19 protein-coding genes are annotated in these 18,495 nt (G+C 62.1%); 6 read left to right on the top strand and 13 right to left on the bottom strand.

Annotated elements, in window-relative coordinates:
* The first annotated feature begins 11 nt into the window (after positions 1-11).
* Complete coding sequence (locus Q1A89_RS01540; protein ID WP_299722720.1) at positions 12-905, top strand: helix-turn-helix transcriptional regulator; 894 nt, start codon at positions 12-14, stop codon at positions 903-905.
* Positions 902-1,369, top strand: a complete 468-nt coding sequence (locus Q1A89_RS01545; protein WP_299722723.1) for a 3-hydroxyacyl-CoA dehydrogenase family protein — start codon at positions 902-904, stop codon at positions 1,367-1,369. Before Q1A89_RS01540 ends, Q1A89_RS01545 begins: the two co-directional genes overlap by 4 nt.
* A 60-nt stretch (positions 1,370-1,429) precedes the next feature.
* Here the strand turns inward: Q1A89_RS01545 and Q1A89_RS01550 are convergent, their stop codons facing one another.
* The 7 genes from Q1A89_RS01550 to Q1A89_RS01580 form a co-directional block, all read right to left on the bottom strand.
* Entirely contained in the window at positions 1,430-1,918 is a 489-nt protein-coding gene (locus Q1A89_RS01550) for a DUF2165 domain-containing protein (protein ID WP_299722726.1), read from the bottom strand.
* A gap of 87 nt (positions 1,919-2,005) precedes the next feature.
* The gene (locus Q1A89_RS01555) at positions 2,006-3,661 is read right to left on the bottom strand and encodes an ABC transporter substrate-binding protein (protein WP_299722729.1); all 1,656 of its coding nucleotides are present in this window, start codon (positions 3,659-3,661) and stop codon (positions 2,006-2,008) included.
* 132 nt (positions 3,662-3,793) lie between these two features.
* A complete protein-coding gene (locus tag Q1A89_RS01560) occupies positions 3,794-4,666 on the bottom strand; it encodes a TauD/TfdA family dioxygenase (protein WP_299722732.1) in 873 nt (290 codons plus the stop codon).
* Positions 4,667-4,670: 4 nt separating this feature from the next.
* The gene (locus tag Q1A89_RS01565) at positions 4,671-6,080 is read right to left on the bottom strand and encodes an FAD-binding oxidoreductase (protein WP_299722735.1); all 1,410 of its coding nucleotides are present in this window, start codon (positions 6,078-6,080) and stop codon (positions 4,671-4,673) included.
* The gene (locus Q1A89_RS01570) at positions 6,077-7,255 is read right to left on the bottom strand and encodes an amidohydrolase family protein (RefSeq protein WP_299722738.1); all 1,179 of its coding nucleotides are present in this window, start codon (positions 7,253-7,255) and stop codon (positions 6,077-6,079) included. Before Q1A89_RS01570 ends, Q1A89_RS01565 begins: the two co-directional genes overlap by 4 nt.
* A complete protein-coding gene (locus Q1A89_RS01575; protein ID WP_299722741.1) occupies positions 7,252-8,022 on the bottom strand; it encodes a creatininase family protein in 771 nt (256 codons plus the stop codon). Before Q1A89_RS01575 ends, Q1A89_RS01570 begins: the two co-directional genes overlap by 4 nt.
* The gene (locus tag Q1A89_RS01580; RefSeq protein WP_299722744.1) at positions 8,019-8,723 is read right to left on the bottom strand and encodes a glutamine amidotransferase; all 705 of its coding nucleotides are present in this window, start codon (positions 8,721-8,723) and stop codon (positions 8,019-8,021) included. Before Q1A89_RS01580 ends, Q1A89_RS01575 begins: the two co-directional genes overlap by 4 nt.
* Positions 8,724-8,835: 112 nt before the next feature.
* On the opposite strand from Q1A89_RS01580, the gene Q1A89_RS01585 reads away from it, so the two are divergent.
* Positions 8,836-9,225, top strand: coding sequence for a RidA family protein (locus Q1A89_RS01585; protein ID WP_299722747.1), 390 nt, complete (start codon positions 8,836-8,838; stop codon positions 9,223-9,225).
* Here Q1A89_RS01585 and Q1A89_RS01590 read toward each other — a convergent pair.
* Both Q1A89_RS01590 and fahA read right to left on the bottom strand, forming a co-directional pair.
* Positions 9,222-9,431: a hypothetical protein gene (locus tag Q1A89_RS01590; RefSeq protein ID WP_299722750.1), complete on the bottom strand. Its 210-nt coding sequence runs from the start codon at positions 9,429-9,431 to the stop codon at positions 9,222-9,224. The two genes, Q1A89_RS01585 and Q1A89_RS01590, sit on opposite strands and share 4 nt — an antisense overlap.
* A gap of 28 nt (positions 9,432-9,459) precedes the next feature.
* Positions 9,460-10,716, bottom strand: coding sequence for a fumarylacetoacetase (fahA, locus tag Q1A89_RS01595; RefSeq protein WP_299722753.1), 1,257 nt, complete (start codon positions 10,714-10,716; stop codon positions 9,460-9,462).
* 571 nt (positions 10,717-11,287) lie between these two features.
* Here fahA and Q1A89_RS01600 point away from each other — a divergent pair.
* Positions 11,288-12,121 carry a polyhydroxybutyrate depolymerase gene (locus tag Q1A89_RS01600; RefSeq protein WP_299722755.1) on the top strand — a complete coding sequence of 278 codons (834 nt, stop codon included), beginning with the start codon at positions 11,288-11,290 and terminating at the stop codon, positions 12,119-12,121.
* A 14-nt stretch (positions 12,122-12,135) separates the two neighbouring features.
* On the opposite strand, the gene Q1A89_RS01605 is transcribed toward Q1A89_RS01600, so the two are convergent.
* Positions 12,136-12,945: a division plane positioning ATPase MipZ gene (locus Q1A89_RS01605; RefSeq protein ID WP_299722758.1), complete on the bottom strand. Its 810-nt coding sequence runs from the start codon at positions 12,943-12,945 to the stop codon at positions 12,136-12,138.
* A 189-nt stretch (positions 12,946-13,134) separates the two neighbouring features.
* Between Q1A89_RS01605 and edd the strand changes: the two genes are divergently transcribed.
* Entirely contained in the window at positions 13,135-14,946 is a 1,812-nt protein-coding gene (edd, locus tag Q1A89_RS01610; protein ID WP_299722761.1) for a phosphogluconate dehydratase, read from the top strand.
* A 5-nt stretch (positions 14,947-14,951) separates the two neighbouring features.
* Positions 14,952-15,593 carry a bifunctional 4-hydroxy-2-oxoglutarate aldolase/2-dehydro-3-deoxy-phosphogluconate aldolase gene (gene eda / locus Q1A89_RS01615; RefSeq protein WP_299726029.1) on the top strand — a complete coding sequence of 214 codons (642 nt, stop codon included), beginning with the start codon at positions 14,952-14,954 and terminating at the stop codon, positions 15,591-15,593.
* 236 nt (positions 15,594-15,829) lie between these two features.
* On the opposite strand, the gene Q1A89_RS01620 is transcribed toward eda, so the two are convergent.
* The 3 genes from Q1A89_RS01620 to rplS all read right to left on the bottom strand — a co-directional run bounded on the left by Q1A89_RS01620 (position 15,830) and on the right by rplS (position 18,364).
* A complete protein-coding gene (locus tag Q1A89_RS01620; RefSeq protein WP_299722764.1) occupies positions 15,830-17,179 on the bottom strand; it encodes an SIR2 family protein in 1,350 nt (449 codons plus the stop codon).
* A gap of 580 nt (positions 17,180-17,759) precedes the next feature.
* Positions 17,760-17,981 carry a 50S ribosomal protein L31 gene (gene rpmE, locus Q1A89_RS01625; RefSeq protein ID WP_299722767.1) on the bottom strand — a complete coding sequence of 74 codons (222 nt, stop codon included), beginning with the start codon at positions 17,979-17,981 and terminating at the stop codon, positions 17,760-17,762.
* Positions 17,978-18,364, bottom strand: a complete 387-nt coding sequence (gene rplS / locus Q1A89_RS01630; protein ID WP_299722770.1) for a 50S ribosomal protein L19 — start codon at positions 18,362-18,364, stop codon at positions 17,978-17,980. The genes rpmE and rplS overlap by 4 nt, the downstream gene beginning before the upstream one ends.
* Between the last annotated feature and the right edge of the window lie 131 nt (positions 18,365-18,495).

The following is an 18,495-nucleotide window of genomic DNA, read 5'->3' on the forward strand; positions in this document are numbered from 1 at the left end:
AGAAATCACATATGACATCACCTAAACCGATCCCCGGTGCTTCGGTGCCGCTTATCTCCCGACTCGCCACACGTGTGCGGGCGGCCCGCCTGAACATGGGATTGCCCCGTCGCGCGCTGTCGGAACGGTCGGGCGTGTCGCCCCGTTATCTCGCGCAGCTTGAGGCGGGCGAGGGCAATATCTCGGTCCTGTTGCTGCACCGCGTGGCTATGGCGCTGAACATGAACATCGAGGATTTGCTGTCCGAAACGCCGCCTTTTGATGCGGATGTGACACGGGTTGCGCAGCTGTACGAGCAGGCGTCGGTGACGGTGCAGGGCAGGGTCCGCGCGCTGCTGGCCCCGGAGAACCCGGCCACGTTGCGCGCGCAGCGCATATGCCTTGTCGGGCTGCGCGGGGCCGGGAAATCGACGCTCGGCCGGATGGCGGCGGACAAGCTGAAGATCCCCTTTGTCGAGTTGAATGACGAGATCGAGACCGAGGTCGGCATGCCGTTGAGCGAGGTCATGGCCCTGTACGGGCAGGATGGTTATCGCGCGATGGAGGCCGAGGCCATCGACCGCGTGGTGGCGCGCCATGACAAGCTGATCCTTGCCGTGGCGGGCGGCATCGTGGCCGAAACCGCCACTTACACGCAGGTGCTGGAGCGGTTCCACACTGTGTGGGTGCGCACCAGTCCGGCCGAGCACATGGCCCGTGTCCGCGCGCAGGGCGATCTGCGCCCGATGGAGGGCAACCCGGCGGCGATGGATCAGCTCAAGAGCTTTCTGACGACGCGCACCCCGCTCTATGAGCAGGCGCTGGCGCAGGTCGATACAAGCACCAAGCCGGTACAGACTTCGGTCAACGAATTGCTGGCCGTGATCGCCACCAACCGCTTTCTGGAGAGCATCGGAACGCAATGACCGAGCTGGTCGCGCCACTGCAGGACGCGCTCTGGCAGGCCTGCGAGCAGATGTTGATGGACCACACCAACCCGTGGGAACTGGACGAGGCGCTTGTGGCGTGGGGATATAGGCTTGGCCCGTGCGAAGCGCAGGACCTTGTTGGTCTGGACGTCGTGCTGGCGGGTCGGGCCGGATCGACCCCGGCCCCCATCCTTGGCCGTATGGTGGCCGAGGGACGGCTCGGCAAGAAGGGGGGCTGGGGGTTTTATCGTTACCCCGGTGGCGGTGGCGCGGTGATCGACCCGCTGATCGAAGATCTGATCCGCGAAGAGGCCCATTTCGCGCAGCGTGCCCGGGAAGAACTGGAGGGTGCGCCGCTGGTCGACCGTCTGCACGGGATGATCGCGGCGGCGCTGCGGGCTGATCCTGAGGGTGCCGTGGCGCTACTGCATTTTCCGCGATCCAAAGTGCATCTGATCTGAACCGCCGGTCGGACGCTCTTTGCCGCCTTGCGGCGTCAAAGACGCCCCACCCGCCGTCCCTTACCCCATCGCCAGAAGGATCAGCGTGCCGATCCCCCAGAGTGTCATCTGGTAATGGGTGTTCTGTGCCCCCTCGTGGCAGAACCAGTAGCAAAAGTGGTTGCCCACGATCAGGAATCCGGCCCAGACGGCGGTGAACATCATCGCCCCGCTCATTGCGATGCTGCGCCCGGCCTCGGCGCTGGTGGTGCCTGCGATAGCCATCAACAGCGTGATCACCCCGGCCCAGAGGACAAGCGTGGCGACAAGTTCGACACCGACCACTAGCCGGAAGGCGAGTTGCTGCACCCGTCTGTTCGTGATCGCGCGATGCGCAAGACTGGCAAAGGCGTCGGGGTATTCGGACCGCAGACGCGTCATTTCCATGACCTCGGCGGTGTAGGTTTCATTGACGGACGGGTGCAGGATGTTGTCGCGCACCCCGAGGGTGAGCCATGCAGCGATCAGCGATGTGCACAGGGCCTGCGCGGCCAAAAGCGTCGTTTCCATCCGGTTCCTTCCGGGTTTCGGGCCTTCCATAAAAAAAGGGGCCGCCCAAGTCTGGCGGCCCCGATCATGTTCACCCTGTCGTCTGGATCAGGTCCAGGCGAGTTGCTCTGGGCGGATTTCGAACGAGATGTGGTGACCGCCGCCAACCAGACCATCTTTGGTGTGGTTGTAAAGCGAGCGCCAGTAGGGCTGGATCGTCACACCGTCGTTCTGCAGGATCGCCTGACCTTCGGCCATCAGGGCGCGACGCCCTTCGAGGTCGGCCGTGGCCAATGCCTTTTCCAGGATCGCGTCGAATTCGGCGCTGGAATAGCCAAACTCGTTCCAGGCTTCGCCCGAGCGATAGGCCAGGGCCCAGATCTGAACGCCGAGCGGGCGGTGGTTCCAGTTGGTGGAGCTGAACGGGTACTTGACCCAGTCGTTCCAGAAGGTCGACCCGGGCAGGATGGTCCGTTTGACCTTGAACCCTGCATCACGCAATTGCGCTGCCACCGCGTCGGTGGTGTCCTTACGCCATGCATCGTCGATCGAGAACAACTCGTGCTCGAAGTCGAGCATTCCAGCCTCTTCCATCAGCGCCTTGGCGGCTGCTGGGTCGACCTTGCGCTCTGGCATTTCGGCGTATTCGGGGTGCATCGGGCCGACATGGTGGTTTTCGGCTGGCACGCCGCGACCGGCATAGCCCAGTTCCAGCAGGACCGAGTTGTCCACGGCCATGGTGATCGCCTGACGCACACGTGCATCGGCATAGGGCTTTTTGCCATCGACTTCGGCCAATTGGTTGGGCCGGATCACGATGGTCGCCGCTGTGACGATTTCGTTGTTCACCCAGCCATCCAGCGTGTCGAAGATGTCGATGAATTCGCCTTCGATCGAATAGGTCATGTCGATCTCTTCGGCTTCGGCTGCCGCCACGAATGCCGACGGGTCGGTGCCGTAGTCGATATATTCGACCCGGTCCAGATAGGCGCCGTTGCCTTCGTTCCACCACGTGTGCTCTTCATTGCGCACGAGGACGGCGGACACACCCACTTCGAGCGATTCAGGCAGATAGGGGCCTGTGCCGATGGGGCTGTCGATGCTGTCGATGGACGTGTCGGCGTGGATGATGGCCGCCGGATAGTCGGCCATGCCGGGGATCAGCGAGATGTCCGAACCGGGTAGGTTCAGTTTCACCGTGTGGCTGTCGACAACTTCGATGGCGCCGTCGATGGCCTTGTTGGTGTCGGGGTCGATCAGGATAGCGAAACGACCGGCCATCGAGTTGCCCTCGACGTCCTTGTCACACCAGCCGGTGATGTTGCGCGCCACGTCTTCGGCGGTAAAGTCCTCGCCGTTGTTCCACTTGACGCCCTTGCGTACGTTCAGTGTGTATTCGGTGGCGTCGTCGTTGATTTCCCAGCTTTCCAGCAGTTTGCCGGTGAATGTGCCGTCGTTCTCGTAGTGGACGAGGTATTCCTGCCAGCCGCGCGAGAAGTTCGCGATTTGCGACCAGTCATAGGTGCGCGGATCCTTGAGGCCACGGACTTCCATCTGGATGCGGACGGTGCCGCCTGCCTTGTGGGCCGCCGCTTGTGCGGGCGCGGCAAGGCCAAGCATGCCATAGGCTGTCGCGGCCGTCGCGCCGAACGCGCTGGCCATGGCCAGGAACTCGCGACGGTTCACGGGATCAGTGCCGACCTTGCCGGCCGAATCCACGACGGATTGCGGCAGCGGTTTGCCGGTACGGGTCAAAAATGTCATAATCTTCCTCTCTGTTGGTGTCGCGAAATCTTGTTCGCGCTCTTATAGGGCGGGTGAGTGTCCGCCATTTGGTGTTGCAGTTGTTCTGCGTTACTCCGACGCCCCTCTTTCTTGCGGGGGGACGGGCAGAGTTCAAACGATCAAGCGCATGGCGTCAACCCCATCCGATGTCGTCGCGGATACACAAATACTCGATAAGACGCGGGGTTTTTTGTAATTCCACGGCGTCCCACGGTGCAAAACCGCCCTTTGGTCCCAAATCAGCACGTCTCCGACCTGCCAGTGGTGGGTGTAGACATAAGGTGGCTGCGTGACCCATCCGATCAGTTCGTCGATCAGTTGCGCGCCTGCTTTGGCCTCCATCCCGTCGACAGCAAAGGCGTGGCTGGCGATATAAAGGGCGTCGTCTTGCGTGACTGGGTTGCGCCATACCGCCCGCCACAGCTGATCGGGCCATTTGTGAAACATCGGCAGCGCGGCAAGCTCCGGGCTGATCCGCGCGCGCGAATGGGCATAGCGGTGCCACAACCCTTTGTCGCGTATCCGGTTGCGCAACCGGTCCGGCATGTCGGCCCAGCCTGCCCGGGTCGAGGCCAGTTCGGTTGCCCCGCCCGTCTCTGTCACCACCCGCCCGATCAGGATATTGGCCAGCGCCGGGGTGGGCAGAAAGGTGCTGTCGGCGTGCCAGAGCATGTTGGCCTTGAGGTGCAATGTGTGCAGGTCCAGTTCCTCGGTGACGGTGCCATCCGCCCGCAGGTTGCTGACCTGCGGCACTTTGAACGCCTCGCCTTCGTCGCGCTCGTCCGCGGTGCGATCCTCGATCGGGCCAAAAAGCCGCGCCAGCCGCATATGGGCGTCGTCGTCGATGGTCTGGTTGCGGAACAACAGGGCAGAGTGTTGTTCGAACGCCCGCCGGACGGATGCGTATGTTTTGGCGTTGATGGTGCTCAGGTCGATGTCGTGCAGCTCGACTCCGAACCTGTCGGTGAGGGGGCTTGTGCGCATCGCGTCACTCTCCTGTCTGTCCCAGCGCTTCGATCTCGTCCGGGGTCATGTGTGCGACATCTGCCCAGAACCGTGACTTGGCCGCGTTCAGCAGCCCCTTGGGGTCCATCCGTTTCTTCCAGGCCAAATGCACATAGTCGGCCTTGAGCCCGCCACCTTCGACATTCCATGTATGCGCGTCGTAGACGGGAAAACCGTTGGCGGTGTAGGTCGCGTTGATCTCTGCCAGCCGTTCGGGAGTGGAAAACCAGATGACCGGCAGATCGAAGGTCACGATCTCGCCCCCCACGCGCGCGAATTCGTGGTGCATCCAGGCATCGTCCCCCAGTTTGGGACGCAGGGCTGCGATGGCGTCGGGGTCGGGCGGGATCGGGCAGCCCACCTGCTGGTACGTGGCAGAGCGATCCGCTTTGAGCACCTGCAACGTGGTGTGATTGTAGCTGAAATCGTAGACATGGGGCAGGCCCGCGGCCTGTCGTTCGGTGTCGGTCAGCATCAGGTCCACGTGGCCGCCGTGCCCTTCGATCAGCGCGCGGAAGGCGGCACGGTCCTCGATTGGGATCATCGAGACCAGCAAGTGCTTTTCCGGGCGAATGTGCCCTTTGAGTTTAGGGAAATAGGTGCAGATGCGCGCATCGACCGTGGTCAGCAGTTTGCGCGCGATGTCAGGGGCTTGCGCCACGGCAAGGCCCGCCCGGTAGGCGGCCTCGTAGGTGTCGAAGGTGACGATGCAGCCGACCCAGTCGCGCCGTGGCACGGTGCGCAGGGTCACATCGAGGATCACGCCGTTCAGCCCCCATGCGTGGTGGATTTGCAGGGCTTCGGGTCCGTCAAAGGTGCGTATTTGCGGCTGTGCTTCGACGCTCATGGCGGTGAGCGAGACGATGTTGCCCGGATCGCGCAGCGCGCCGTTGGCGATCGAGCCGATCCCGGCGCTGCCCCCGGCGACAAAGCCGCCGACAGTGGCGATGTCCTGCGTCGAGGGGAACATGGCCATTTCCTGACCTGAAGCCTGCAGGGACGTGTTGATGTCGGCCATCAGCGTACCGGCCTCTGCCCGCACAAAGCCATCCCCGACCTCAATCACTGCGTCCATCGCTGTGGTGTCGATGATCAGCCCGCCGTCCATCGGCACGGATTGTCCGTAATTGCCCGTGCCCCCGCCGCGCATGACGATGGGCGCGTCATGGGCGTAGGCGACGGCCAGTACGTGCGCCATTTCTTCGGGCGATTTGGGTCGCGCCACCAGATCGCCGAAACAGCGTTTCAATTCCCTGTTCAGAATGGGTGAGTACCAGAAGAAATCGCGGCTACGTTTCTTGATCAGCACCGGCTCGGTGATGACCTCGACCGGTGCGAGGGCGGTGGCAAAGGCGGTCCAGTCGATGTCGGTTTTGCCGGAAAGGGAGGTCATGACACTGTCTCCGTCGCGGGACGCAGGGGCGTGCGTCCCGAGATGAGGTTGGCGGTGTGGGTCACGTCACATGTCAAGAGATCCGACAGTTGCGCGCCGTCCACGGTGACGGGCGCGCGCCCGATGGCGTGGGCGGAGTCGGTTGTAATGGTGGCCAGCCAGTCCCCCAGCGGCGGGTCGAGATGGGCGGTGACGCAGGCCAGCGCAAGGGCGGCGCGCGGGTCATGCGCCCCCAGCGGGCAAAAGGCGTCGCCCACATTGTCCGAGCCGACGACCACCCGCACCCCTGCATCGCGCAATTCGCGCAGCCGGGTGATGCCGCGCCGATCGGGCGTGCCGTCGGTGCGCCCCTGCAGGTAGAGGTTGGTGACCGGGAGCGTGCAGATGGTGATCTGGGCCCGCGCGCATTTGTCGGCAATGCGGGCGAAATCTGCGGGCGAGCGGTCCATCAGGCTGACGGCGTGTCCGCACATTATGGGCCCTTCGAACCCGGTGGCGCGGGCGGTGTCCGCGATGGCCTCAAGCCCGTTGTAGGCCCCCAGCCCCTCGTCCACATGGAAATCGAGCATCAACCCGTGGCGTGTGGCGATATCAAAGATGTGGTCGAGCCCCGCTTGCATCTGCTCATGCTCCAGCAGAAAGGCCCCGGCGACCCCTTGGCTGGCGGCGAGGGTCTGGCCCATGGCTTGTGCAAATTCTGTATCGGCCCATGCGGTGATCCCGGTCAGGGCGGCCAATTGCAGGCCGGGCGTGTCCTGGGCGCATTCGTTCAGCACGGACCAGCTGAGGGGCGGATCGGCGGTGTCACCCCAGTCCACATGGCTTCGGATGGCGCGACAGCCGTTGGCATGTGCTTCGCTGAGGCCTTGGCGGGCGCGCGTGCGCAGGTCGGTTTCGGTCCAGTTGCCCTTGTCTTCGGTCTGGCGGGCGATGGCGTGGCGCAGGTCGCCGCCAACCTGGCCAAGCCGCGCGATAGTATGGCATTTGTCGAGGTGGCAGTGCGGTTCGATGAGATGCGGGATAAGCATCTGTGCGGTGTCCCCGGCTGGCGAGTCTAGCGCCACGAGACGGCCGTCGCGCAGGATTGGCGTGCCGCGCAGGCAGTCCCCGACCGTGGTGCCACCAAAGCGGGCAGGGTCGGCGACAAGGGCCGTCGGCACCAGAACGTCACTCATTCCGCTACGCCCACATCAAAGGTTGCGAAATCCTCGAGCCAGCGGGCGAACCGGGCGCCGGCGCTGTCCAGCAGTTCTTGTCCCTTGTTCGGCGTCGCGCTGGCGGCGTCACCAAGGGCGCCTTCCGGGTTCAGATCGTCGATGATCCAGCCGGGGCGGGCGGGTTGGCCCGTGAGCCCGGTGAGGTGGCCCGCGCTTTCCCACGTTGCGATTCTTGTTGTGAAATTGAGTGCGTGTTCCATGCGCACAAGGTCGGGGCGCGCGGCCAGCATGGCGCTGGTTTCGACGTCCCCCGCGTGCAAATCGTGTGCCAGCGCGGCGGGGTCAAAGCCTGTCAGATCGGCAAAGGCGAGCCAGCTTGTATGGGCCGCGATCAGCCCGTGATCGATGCGTGCGGCGCGCACGGCGACCTCGAGCAGAGCGGTGTTGCCACCGTGGCCGTTGAAATAGACGAGCCGCCTGACACCCGCGCGTGCGACGGAGGCGGTGATGTCGCTCAAGGTGGCCAGCAAAGTCTCGGCGCTTAGCGTCAGCGTGCCTGCATGGGCGGCGTGTTCGTCGCTTTTTGTGATCGACAGGGTCGGCAGTTGCAGGGCGCGGGCGGTGGTTTCGGTGCGCGCCAACACCGCCTCGGTCAGCGCGCTGTCGACGGAAAAGGGCAGGTGGGGGCCGTGCTGTTCCGTGGCCCCAAGCGGCAGGACTGCGATGGCGGTGTCGGGCAACGCGTCGAAATCGCCGCGCACCTGTTCGGACCAGAGCGGGATCATGGCGCACCTCCAAAGAAGCCTTCAAGAAAGCCGGAAAACCAGGCCCCTTGCGCGGCGTCATGTTCCAGCATCAGCGCGGTCTGCTGATCGCGGGTTTGTACACCGGGTTCGGAATACCGCCCCGAGTTTTCGCCGCGCGTCTGCCAGCGCTGAAAGCCCGCAATCGTCTGTTCGGGGTGGAACTGCACCCCCACGACCCGCGCGCCGATGGCAAAGGCCTGATTCTCGAACAGCGCGCTGCGTGCCAGATGGCGCGCACCTCCGGGCAGATCGAAGGTGTGGAAATGGGACTGCGCAAAGTGCAGGGGCTGAGGGAAGATGTCGCGGCCGTCGTCGGTCGGGGTCACCTCGTACCAGCCAAATTCGTGATTGCCATGGGCCGGGGCGCCCGCCCATGCGCCGAGGTGGTGGGCGATCATCTGCGCGCCCTGACATATCCCCAGCAGCGGCACATCCGCCTTCATCGCGGCGTCGATCATGCGGTATTCTTCGTTCAGGAACGGGTGCAGCGACGTGTCATAGGCGTTGTAGATGCCGCCATAGATCACGACACCGGCCAGATCGTCGGTGACCTCGCCCAAGGCGTCCCCCTGCCACGGACCGCGGGCATCAAGGCGCACATTACGCGCGCCGCACCACGTGGTGATCCTGTCGTCAATAGGGCCATCGCCGTGGCGCACGCATAGCAGTCGCTTGTCCATTGCTTTCCCTTTCGGTGGAAAGTGGATGTCAGCGGCCCTTGAGATGCGAAATCTGTGCCAGAGATGTGCCTTCAGGCTTTCAAATTTCGCGCGCGTGCGCAAGGATTCGCATATGAAAAGCCTGAACCCCGCCGCCATCGCCCCGCCCGTTGCCCGCTATTCCCACGGGATCGAAGTGCCGCCGGGCTGGCGGATCGTGCGCACGGCGGGGCAGCTGGGGCAGGCGCAGGATGGCACGGTCCCTGACGAGGCGGAGGCGCAGGCGGAGCTCTGTTTTGCCAATATTGCGGCCATTCTGGATGCGGCGGGCATGGCGGCGGCGGACGTCTTTCACGTCAGCGCCTACGTGACGGAGCGCGCGCATATGCAAGGATATATGGCCGCGCGCGATGCGTTTCTGGCCACACGGGCGGTGTTGCCAAGCTCGACGCTGGTCATCGTGTCGGGCTTTACCCGTCCGGAATTCGTGGTGGAGGTCGAGGTCTGGGCCGCAGCGCCCTAACTGTGATCGCCCCGGATCAACTTGCGCAGCGTCCAGATCAACGTGCCGCCGAAAAAGAGGGTGCCGAGGCCGATGGCTTCCCACCCGCCGGGGCCCTGCGGCCAGCCGCGGTAGATCAGGGCGACTGCCACGAGCGTGAGGCCGACAAGGGAAAAGCCAAGCCGGAACTTGAGACCGCCGCGCGTGGGGCCGTGTTTGTTGCTCATTCGGTTTATCTGCTGAAAGGTACGGGGATCATCGCGCGTAAGGATCCTTGAGCGCAGGCTGCAGGGTGCCGGTGCATGTGCCAAAGCCAATCCGGTACCCATCGCCCGTGGCATGACCAGCGAGGGTCAGCGTGTCTCCATCCTCGAGAAAGGTGCGGGTCTCGCCGGTGTCGAGGGTGAGGGGTTCCTTGCCGCCCCAGCTGAGTTCCAGCAGGCTGCCGCGTGCGTGCTTGCTTGGCCCCGATATGGTGCCGGACCCAAGCAGGTCGCCCACATTCATCGGGCAGCCCGATGTTGAGTGATGGGCGAGTTGCTGGGCGCTGGAGTAATACATTTCCTTGAAGTTGGTCTGGGCAATGGTGGTCGCGGGTTTGCCATCAGGCGCAAGGGTCACGGTCAGGTCGATGTCATAGAGCATCGGCCCCGTGTCCTTGAGATGGTCGAGCAGTTCGAACTCACGCTCGGGCGTGGAAGTACGAAACGGATCAAGCGCGGCCTTGGTCACGATCCAAGGGGAAATCGATGTGGCGGTTGCCTTGGCCTGAAACGGGCCAAGGGGCTGGTATTCCCAGGCCTGAATGTCGCGCGCGGACCAATCGTTGAGCAGCACATAGCCAAATATCGCCGCATCCGCCTCGTCCACGGTGATGGGCCCATCCGAGGACATGCCGACAATCGCGCCCATTTCCAGTTCCAGATCAAAGCGGCGCGAAGGCAGAAAGGCGGGTGTGTCATGATCGGGGGATTTGAGCTGCCCCCACGGGCGACGGATATCGGTCCCCGACACAACCACGGACGAGGCGCGCCCGTTATAACCGATAGGGATGTGCAGCCAGTTCGAAGGCAGCGCATTTTCGGCGCCGCGAAACATGGTGCCCACATTGGTGGCATGATGGCGACCTGCGTAAAAATCGGTGTATTCGGACACCACAAGCGGCAGATGCAGCGTCGCCTCACCCATCGGCACCAAGTGTGGCTCGATCAGTGCGCGGTCGCGCGTCCCCTCGGCCAGCAGATCGCCAAGTCGGTTGCGCAGCGCGGTCCAGACGGCGGGCCCTTGTTCCATCAGCTCGTTCCAGAACGGCACGTCAAACAGCGGCTCGTCGGTGAGGTCGATGATCCCCTGTTCCTCGCAGGCCTCCATGTCCAGGATCATGTCCCCGATAGCGACGCCACAGCGGGCCTCAAGCGACGGGGTTGAAAACACGCCGTACGGCAGGTTGTTCAGGGGAAAGTCGGTGTCAGCAGAATTGGCGCTGGCAACCCATGAGGATGTGAGGGGCATGGACGGTCTTTCGTTGGGGTCACCACCAGCGCGGACCGCTGGCGGGGGCTTTTGACCCGGGTGGAGGTGTTATTGATCGCGCGGGCCGCAGGATTGCGGGCGATTGCCAAAGGGTACAGGCCAGCCATGAGGTCAAAGTGAGAAAGGTCAGCACGGGTCTGTCAATTTCCTTGCAGGGCGCATATCCGGACTGGTGCCCGGCCCCAGTTACGTGTCGTCGTCACTCTTGTTCTTCTTCTTGCTCTGGAACCAGCGCAGCACGATGAAAAACGCGATGAAGAAGACCGCCCAGGACAGCAGGTCAAAGAGATAGTCGGGCATCCTAGTTCCCGCCCGGACAGTGGGCACAATGGATCATGCGATGGGGCGGAGTTTGCGGTTGGTACATTTTGAACATGGGGCGCATTCTATTGGCTATTGCGACCGCTTCAAGCACTGCATTGCGAACCCGTGTTGGATCGAGGCTATGATCGCAAATCCGCAGCCTCGCCGAGGTCATGGTATCGTGATTTGCCTGCCGTGCTGCGACGGCTCAATCTGGCGCAATGGCCGCCCCTCAAAGGATGATTGAATGCGCTTGTTTGCCCTGCCCCTGATTGCGGCCCTCAGCCTGTTTGCAGCCCCTGTGGCGGCCCAGTCGCTGAACTGCGGCGATGCCGACACGCCGTGCACTGTGCAAAGCGGAAATTACCATATGGCAGTGCCTGACGGTGTGGCGCCAAAGGGCCTTGTCATCCACCTGCACGGGGCCGGGGCGAAGGCCAGCGGCTTGCTGAATTCAGGGCTCGCGCGCGGGGCACTGGCGCGCGGCTACGCCTTTGTCGCGCCAGAAGGCTACCATCCCGAATCGCGCTTTATACGCAACTGGTCGGTGCGGGCGCGCGGGTCGTCTTTTGAGCGGGACGATGCGGTGTTTCTGCGCGAAGTCCTGGCCGATGTGCAGGGCAAGACCGGGCTTGCGGGCGAGCCCGTGCTGCTGGCCGGGTTCTCGCGCGGTGGATCGATGGTGTGGGACATCGCCTGCCACGATCCTAGTTTTGCGACCGCCTATGCGCCGTTGGCAGGTGCGTTCTGGGACGACCTGCCTGAGACATGCGCGGCCCCTGTGATGCTGTATCACACCCATGGCTGGAACGACCGAACCGTCCCGCTTGAGGGGCGATCCTTTGGCGGTGGGCGCGTGGTGCAGGGCGATGTCTGGGCCTCGCTCAAGATCCTGCGCGAGACCAATGGCTGCGATGCCCGCCAGCCCGAGCGCAACAGCTATGATGGTGAGTTGTGGTTCCGACACTGGACGGATTGCCAGTCGGGCAAGATCGAATTGATGCTGCACAAGGGTGGCCATGGCGCCCCCAGCGGTTGGGCCGGGCGCATGCTCGATTGGTTCGAGGCACAACTGTCCTAAGTGCGTTTCAGGGCCTAGATGTCGACCACGACCCCGGGCAGCTCCAGCGTCTTGAGCAGCTCGCGCAGCTCTTGCCGGGCCGCGACGTTCGAGATGTTGAGCTGTTTGACGCCGATATCCTTGAGGTCCAGCAAGGTGAGACCGCGCGGGAACAACTCGCGGAAAATCACCCGCTCAGAAAAGCCTGCCGCGATGCGGAAGCCGACGCGCTTGGACAGCATCTTGATGGCGCGTTCCATCTTTTCCTTGTTGACCATGCGCTGGGCGCCCATGCGGTTGCGCACCACGATCCACTCGATCGGTTTCAGGCCCGCCTGCGCCCGCAATTGCCGCGCGTTCCAGACCATTTCGGAATAGACCGACGGGCCAAGAATCTTTTCGCCCGATGCATCGATCCGCGCCAGCAGGTCAAAGTCGACAAAACTGTCATTGAGCGGCGTGATCAGCGTGTCGGCCAGCGAATGGGCCACCTGTGACAGCCGTGTGTGCGAGCCGGGGCAGTCGATCAGGATGAAATCGTTATCTGCTTCCAGTTGTGCCACCGCCGCACTGAGGCGGTGATCATAGATGTTTTCGCCCGGTTTCAGGGCCGAGGCGTCGATTTCGGGAAGGTCATGGGCATCGGGCGATGGCAGGCTGAGGCCGGAGGAGACCAGAAATGCCTTTCGGTTTTCCACATAGCGCCCAAAGGTCCGTTGCCGCAGGTCAAGATCAAGCGCGCTGACCTTGTGTCCCATCCGGGCCAGCGCCGTTGCGACATGCATGGACACGGTCGATTTGCCCGCGCCGCCCTTTTCGTTGCCCACGACGATAATATGCGCCATTGCTGCCCTCTTGCCCTCATCCGCTTGCCGGATTTTCCGCCACTATATGTTGTGGGATTCCCCTTGGAAAGCGGCCTCGGTCCTTTTCCTGCGTCAGCGTGGCGCGGGGGACTCAGTCACCTACTTGTTAGCGCTATCAGAAAAGATGTGTTAAGCTGCGCCCAAACCAGTTTCACATAGGAGAGCACAATGCCCCTTCACCCCGTCATGACCCGCGTAACGACGCGCGTGATCGAACGCAGCGGCCCCTCCCGGCGCCGCTATCTGGACCGGATGGCCAAGGCGAAATCCGATGGTCCGGCGCGCGCGCACCTGTCCTGCAGCGGGCAGGCCCACGCCTTTGCCGCCGCCGGGGACGACCAGACCCGGCTGGCCGAGGCAAGCAGCGGCAACCTTGGGATCGTCACCGCCTATAACGACATGCTGTCGGCCCACCAGCCGTTCGAACGCTATCCCACCCTTATCCGTGACGCGGTGCGGGCCGCCGGGGGCACGGCGCAGGTTGCGGGCGGTGTGCCTGCGATGTGTGATGGCGTGACACAAGGCGAGGCGGGGATGGAGTTGTCCCTGTTTTCGCGTGACGTGATTGCGCTGGCCGCCGGTGTCGCGCTCAGCCACAACACCTTTGATGCGGCCGTGTTTCTGGGCGTCTGTGACAAGATCGTGCCGGGCCTGATCATCGCGGCGCAATCCTTTGGTCACCTGCCTGCGGTGTTTCTGCCTGCGGGGCCGATGACCAGCGGCCTGCCCAATGATGAAAAGGCCAAGGTCCGTCAGCGTTTCGCAGCCGGTGAGGCCACGCGCGAGGAACTGCTGAAAGCAGAGATGGCCGCCTATCATGGCCCCGGTACCTGCACGTTTTACGGCACCGCCAACACCAACCAGATGCTGATGGAGTTCATGGGCCTGCACCTGCCCGGCTCGTCCTTTGTCAATCCCAACACCGACCTGCGCGACGCGCTGACCATCGAGGGCGCCAAGCGCGCGCTGTCCCTGTCGGCGCTGGGCAACAGCTATACGCCCGTGTGCGATATCCTCGACGAAAAGGCGTTTGTGAACGGAATTGTCGGGCTGAATGCGACGGGCGGGTCCACCAACCTGCTGATCCACCTCATCGCCATGGCGCGTGCGGGCGGTATCATTCTGGACTGGGAGGACTTCAGCGACCTGTCCGAAATTACCCCACTTCTGGCACGCGTCTATCCCAACGGGATGGCGGATGTGAACCAGTTCCACGCGGCGGGCGGTCTTGGCTTCATGATCGGGCAACTGCTGAATGCAGGGCTCTTGCATGACGACACCAAGACGGTCGCCGGTGAGGGGCTGGAGAATTACACACACGAGCCCAAACTGGACGGCGGTGCGCTGACCTGGACACCCGGCAGCGGCGAGAGCCTGAACACCGGCATCCTGCGCCCCGCAACCGATCCGTTCCAGGCGACCGGGGGCCTCAGCCGTTTGGTCGGTACCCTCGGCACGGGCGTGATGAAGATCTCTGCCGTCGCACCTGAGCACCGGATTGTCGAAGCACCTTGCCGCGTGTTCCACGATCAGGACGAGGTCAAGGCCGCGTTCAAGGCAGGCGAGTTCGAGGGCGATGTGATCATCGTCGTGCGGTTCCAGGGCCCCAAGGCGAACGGGATGCCGGAACTGCACAGCCTGACACCACTGCTGGGCATCATGCAGGGGCGCGGGCAGAAGGTGGCGCTGGTGACCGACGGGCGCATGTCGGGCGCTTCCGGAAAGGTGCCTTCGGCGATCCATGTCTCGCCCGAGGCGCTGGATGGCGGCCCCATTGGCCAGCTGCAGGACGGCGACATCCTGCGGGTCGATGCAGAGGCTGGCGTGCTCGAAGTGCTGACCGAAGGTGTGCTGGAGCGGCCCCACGCGACGGCCGATCTGAGCGACAATCACTGGGGCGCCGGGCGTGACATGTTCACGGCCTTTCGCTCAAACGTCGGCTCTGCCAATACTGGCGCGACTGTATTCGGAGACTTTTGATCATGATGACTGCCAAAGCTGCCGCCCTGCGGGCCCGTGAAATCTGTGCGCTGGCGCCGATCGTACCTGTGCTTGTGGTCGAGGACGTGGCCCATGCCCGCCCGCTGGCCGAAGCGCTGGTGGCGGGCGGGCTGCCTGCACTCGAGGTGACCCTGCGTACCCCTGCGGCCCTCGACGTGATCGCCGCCATGGCCGCGGTGCCGGGCGGGGTCGTCGGGGCTGGCACGCTGGTGACGCCGGATGATGTCTATGCGGCCAAGGAAGCGGGCGCTCAGTTCGGGGTCTCTCCGGGGGCGACGGACGCGCTGATCGCGGCCTGCGAGGCGGAGGAGCTGCCCCTGCTGCCGGGGGCAGCCACCGCGTCCGAGGCGATGTGCCTGCTGGAGCGGGGCTATGACATGCTGAAATTCTTCCCGGCCGAGGCGTCGGGCGGGGCACCGGCCCTCAAGGCGATCGGCGCGCCGCTGCCGCAGATCTCGTTCTGCCCGACGGGTGGGGTGAGCATGGGCAATGCGATGAGCTATCTGAGCCTGCCAAACGTGGTCTGCGCCGGGGGGTCCTGGGTGGCCCCCAAGGACAAGGTTCTGGCCGGGGACTGGGCCGGGATCGAGGCCCTGGCGCGGAAGGCGGCGGGCCTGTCCCGCTGAGGTGTCCCACGCTGGGACGCGGGTACGGTTTATAGATATCAAGGGGTTACAGAGGCGGATTCAGGGTTTGTTAGGATTTGGGGGTCGGTTGGTTGGGTGAATTCGCTGCGGTGTGTTGGGGATAACAAGGTAGCTGTCTTTGTATCAAACTAGACTGAACTAAGACTATTCGTTTCATTTCAACGGAAGCAACGACTGTTGTCAGCCCAAACCGGACATCGGTGTCTTGTAGAAGGCTAAAGGTCTATTTCGTATTCGTTGCCTTCGAGAACATCCAAGAGCAAGTCTGCGCCCTGTTGCGACCACTTACGAGTGGAGCTCGTTTCCCTAGTGCCAGTCTTGATCCGGCAGTGGTAACGATTGTCGGTAGAGCGCAAATCGACTCCCTTCTCGTCCTTGATCCGGTGCAAAAGTTTGTTTGCAGCTTGCCAGTTTGGAAGTCCTATGCGTCCAGCCAATTGCGTTAACGTAAATGGGTGTGATTGGTTTGGATTGTTGATGCTAGTTATACCAAGCAATGACGGCAAGTGATCTTGTTCGTCTGAAACGCGTTCAAGGACATCATAATTTACTTCGACACTACCAGATGGAATGTCATGTCTGATCAGCTTCATCATCCTAGCTGCGAGTGCTCGGACCAGTTTTGGATTTATGGACGTCAATGCTGATTGGCTTTTCAGAGCTGAGAACACCCACTTCAAATCCTTGGTATGAATCGCCTTAGTTCGATACTCTTTTCCGTCCACCGCAAACAGTGCTTGATCTGGTGGATTTTCTTCCAGTTCACCACTTCGCCAAACGACTTGATAAACGTTTCTTATCAGTCCGCTTTCATCGGCAACCAGCTCCCCGATATCTCGCATTATGGACTTTACGTTTTCGTCGCCAAGTCCGTATCCAAAGATAAACACAGGGTGCTCCGCGAAGTATGTAAGCAGTTTTGCTGAGACATACTTCTTTTTTTTACTCCATTCGTCGTAGTCACCCTTTGTCAGAACAATTGTCGATGGCTCTGTTACGTCACCATGTATGTGGTAGATTTCGCCAAAGCTGTTCGTATTGTACCGAATGATGCTCTGACCAGTTATCGTTTCATAACCTTCGAAAACCTGTTCCAAGAACAGATCATAATTGGTTGTAATGATTGCATGAGGCTTGATTTCCGCCAAGGCAGCAAGTTCCGATAAGTATTCGGCAGAAGCATCGTCTACTAACGGCGTTAGCTCCTCTAGGTGTCGGCAGGCTAGATATTTTACGAAGCAATCCTTGCTCACCGTCGAAGCATAGAACTCTTCCGGAAACTCTGAGCGCCCTTCTGCCCATGCCCACTCAAAAACCTGATCAGCAAGCTCACTACCAATGGCGATAGGATCATCGTCTAGCTTCTGGCGGGTGTATTCGTACCGTTGCGTCCCGTTCGGCATCATGGAGAAAACTGCTTCTAGCAGCTCTCGCCATGTTGGTGCGCCAAAATACCTTTTGGACAGCCCACTTCCGATGAACAAAATTGGTTGGCATTCGTATTCGAGGAGAAGATCTCGGATAGATGCGTCTGCCACCTGCTTGTAAGACGCATGTGCTGTCACAGAAATCAGTCCTCGTTGAGTTGTTCGACCTTATGGCGACTGATTTCTTGGGGTCAATGGCCTAGCCAAACTGTACATTGAGCTGATGGTACTTGCACCCGTCTTTCTCCATAACTTCCAACTTTGCAAAGTCCGCTTTCTGCGCGGTGCAGTCACTCAAGATTTCCGTGGCATCGGTCAAATCGGACTCGGAGCAGTTATTCGCAACACCACCACTAAGCCCCCGGATCGGAACCAAGCGCGCAGCGCGCCGGTCCATCGCCAGTCCGCCCGACCGGGCTGGCGAATTGGCAAAGTTTGGTGCGACAGGCGGACGGGGCGATATCCTTGATCCATAAACCGTCTGGGAAGGGGCGTTGCGTCGCCATCCCGCGGACTGGCGATGGATCGGTGCGGTGATCTTGGCGAGGGGATGCGTCTCGGGAGAGATATCCTTGGACTATAAAGTGCTTGGGCAGCGGTGTACCTTCGCCATCCTGCGGACTGGCGAAGGAACGGTGCGACGGCGGTTTCGCCTCCCCCAAACGCAAAAGGCCGCCCCATAACGGAGCGGCCTTTTCCAGTTTCGCAGCGCAGGTGCTTACAGAGTAAGACCTGCATACTTGTTCTTGAACTTGGACACGCGCCCACCGGTGTCCATCAGGCGCGAGGAGCCGCCCGTCCAGGCGGGGTGCACCGAGGGGTCGATGTCGAGCGACAGCTGGTCGCCTTCCTTGCCCCATGTCGATTTCATTTCCACGACCGTGCCGTCCGTCATCTTGACGTTGATCATGTGGTAGTCGGGATGCGTATCGGCCTTCATGCCTTGGCTCCTTCGGCTTTCGGTTTGTAGTTGGACACTTCTGCGATACGAGCGGATTTGCCGCGACGCGAGCGCAGGTAGTAGAGCTTGGCCCGGCGCACGCGGCCCCGGCGCACCACTGTGATGCTGTCGATGTTGGTCGAATAGAGGGGGAACACACGCTCGACCCCTTCGCCGAAGGAAATCTTGCGCACGGTGAACGAGCCGGCAATGCCGTGGCCGTTGTTGCGCGCGATGCAGACACCTTCGTAGTTCTGGACCCGGGTGCGGGTCCCTTCGGTCACTTTAAAGCCGACACGGATGGTGTCCCCGGCTTTGAAATCGGGGATGTCTTTACCCAGGGCGGCAATTTGCTCCGCCTCGATCTGTGCGATCACGTCCATTGACGCATCTCCTATATATGCTCGCGGTTATCCCACGAAGGTTATGTGCGCCTCAGAGCTCTGCGTCTTCACCGGGTCCGCCGTGGCGCCCGCCAGAGGTCAGGTCATCGTTCCTTGCCTTGCATCCCTTG

This window comes from uncultured Tateyamaria sp., assembly GCF_947503045.1.
In the GTDB taxonomy this organism is placed as follows: Bacteria; Pseudomonadota; Alphaproteobacteria; order Rhodobacterales; family Rhodobacteraceae; genus Tateyamaria.

What these genes read in the sequence shown, in the direction of transcription:
- Q1A89_RS01540 (WP_299722720.1), top strand. Translation starts at nt 12, where the DNA reads ATGACATCACCTAAACCGATCCCCGGTGCTTCGGTGCCGCTTATCTCC.
- Q1A89_RS01545 (WP_299722723.1), top strand. Translation starts at nt 902, where the DNA reads ATGACCGAGCTGGTCGCGCCACTGCAGGACGCGCTCTGGCAGGCCTGC.
- Q1A89_RS01550 (WP_299722726.1), bottom strand. Translation starts at nt 1,918, where the DNA reads ATGGAAACGACGCTTTTGGCCGCGCAGGCCCTGTGCACATCGCTGATC.
- Q1A89_RS01555 (WP_299722729.1), bottom strand. Translation starts at nt 3,661, where the DNA reads ATGACATTTTTGACCCGTACCGGCAAACCGCTGCCGCAATCCGTCGTG.
- Q1A89_RS01560 (WP_299722732.1), bottom strand. Translation starts at nt 4,666, where the DNA reads ATGCGCACAAGCCCCCTCACCGACAGGTTCGGAGTCGAGCTGCACGAC.
- Q1A89_RS01565 (WP_299722735.1), bottom strand. Translation starts at nt 6,080, where the DNA reads ATGACCTCCCTTTCCGGCAAAACCGACATCGACTGGACCGCCTTTGCC.
- Q1A89_RS01570 (WP_299722738.1), bottom strand. Translation starts at nt 7,255, where the DNA reads ATGAGTGACGTTCTGGTGCCGACGGCCCTTGTCGCCGACCCTGCCCGC.
- Q1A89_RS01575 (WP_299722741.1), bottom strand. Translation starts at nt 8,022, where the DNA reads ATGATCCCGCTCTGGTCCGAACAGGTGCGCGGCGATTTCGACGCGTTG.
- Q1A89_RS01580 (WP_299722744.1), bottom strand. Translation starts at nt 8,723, where the DNA reads ATGGACAAGCGACTGCTATGCGTGCGCCACGGCGATGGCCCTATTGAC.
- Q1A89_RS01585 (WP_299722747.1), top strand. Translation starts at nt 8,836, where the DNA reads ATGAAAAGCCTGAACCCCGCCGCCATCGCCCCGCCCGTTGCCCGCTAT.
- Q1A89_RS01590 (WP_299722750.1), bottom strand. Translation starts at nt 9,431, where the DNA reads ATGAGCAACAAACACGGCCCCACGCGCGGCGGTCTCAAGTTCCGGCTT.
- fahA (WP_299722753.1), bottom strand. Translation starts at nt 10,716, where the DNA reads ATGCCCCTCACATCCTCATGGGTTGCCAGCGCCAATTCTGCTGACACC.
- Q1A89_RS01600 (WP_299722755.1), top strand. Translation starts at nt 11,288, where the DNA reads ATGCGCTTGTTTGCCCTGCCCCTGATTGCGGCCCTCAGCCTGTTTGCA.
- Q1A89_RS01605 (WP_299722758.1), bottom strand. Translation starts at nt 12,945, where the DNA reads ATGGCGCATATTATCGTCGTGGGCAACGAAAAGGGCGGCGCGGGCAAA.
- edd (WP_299722761.1), top strand. Translation starts at nt 13,135, where the DNA reads ATGCCCCTTCACCCCGTCATGACCCGCGTAACGACGCGCGTGATCGAA.
- eda (WP_299726029.1), top strand. Translation starts at nt 14,952, where the DNA reads ATGACTGCCAAAGCTGCCGCCCTGCGGGCCCGTGAAATCTGTGCGCTG.
- rpmE (WP_299722767.1), bottom strand. Translation starts at nt 17,981, where the DNA reads ATGAAGGCCGATACGCATCCCGACTACCACATGATCAACGTCAAGATG.
- rplS (WP_299722770.1), bottom strand. Translation starts at nt 18,364, where the DNA reads ATGGACGTGATCGCACAGATCGAGGCGGAGCAAATTGCCGCCCTGGGT.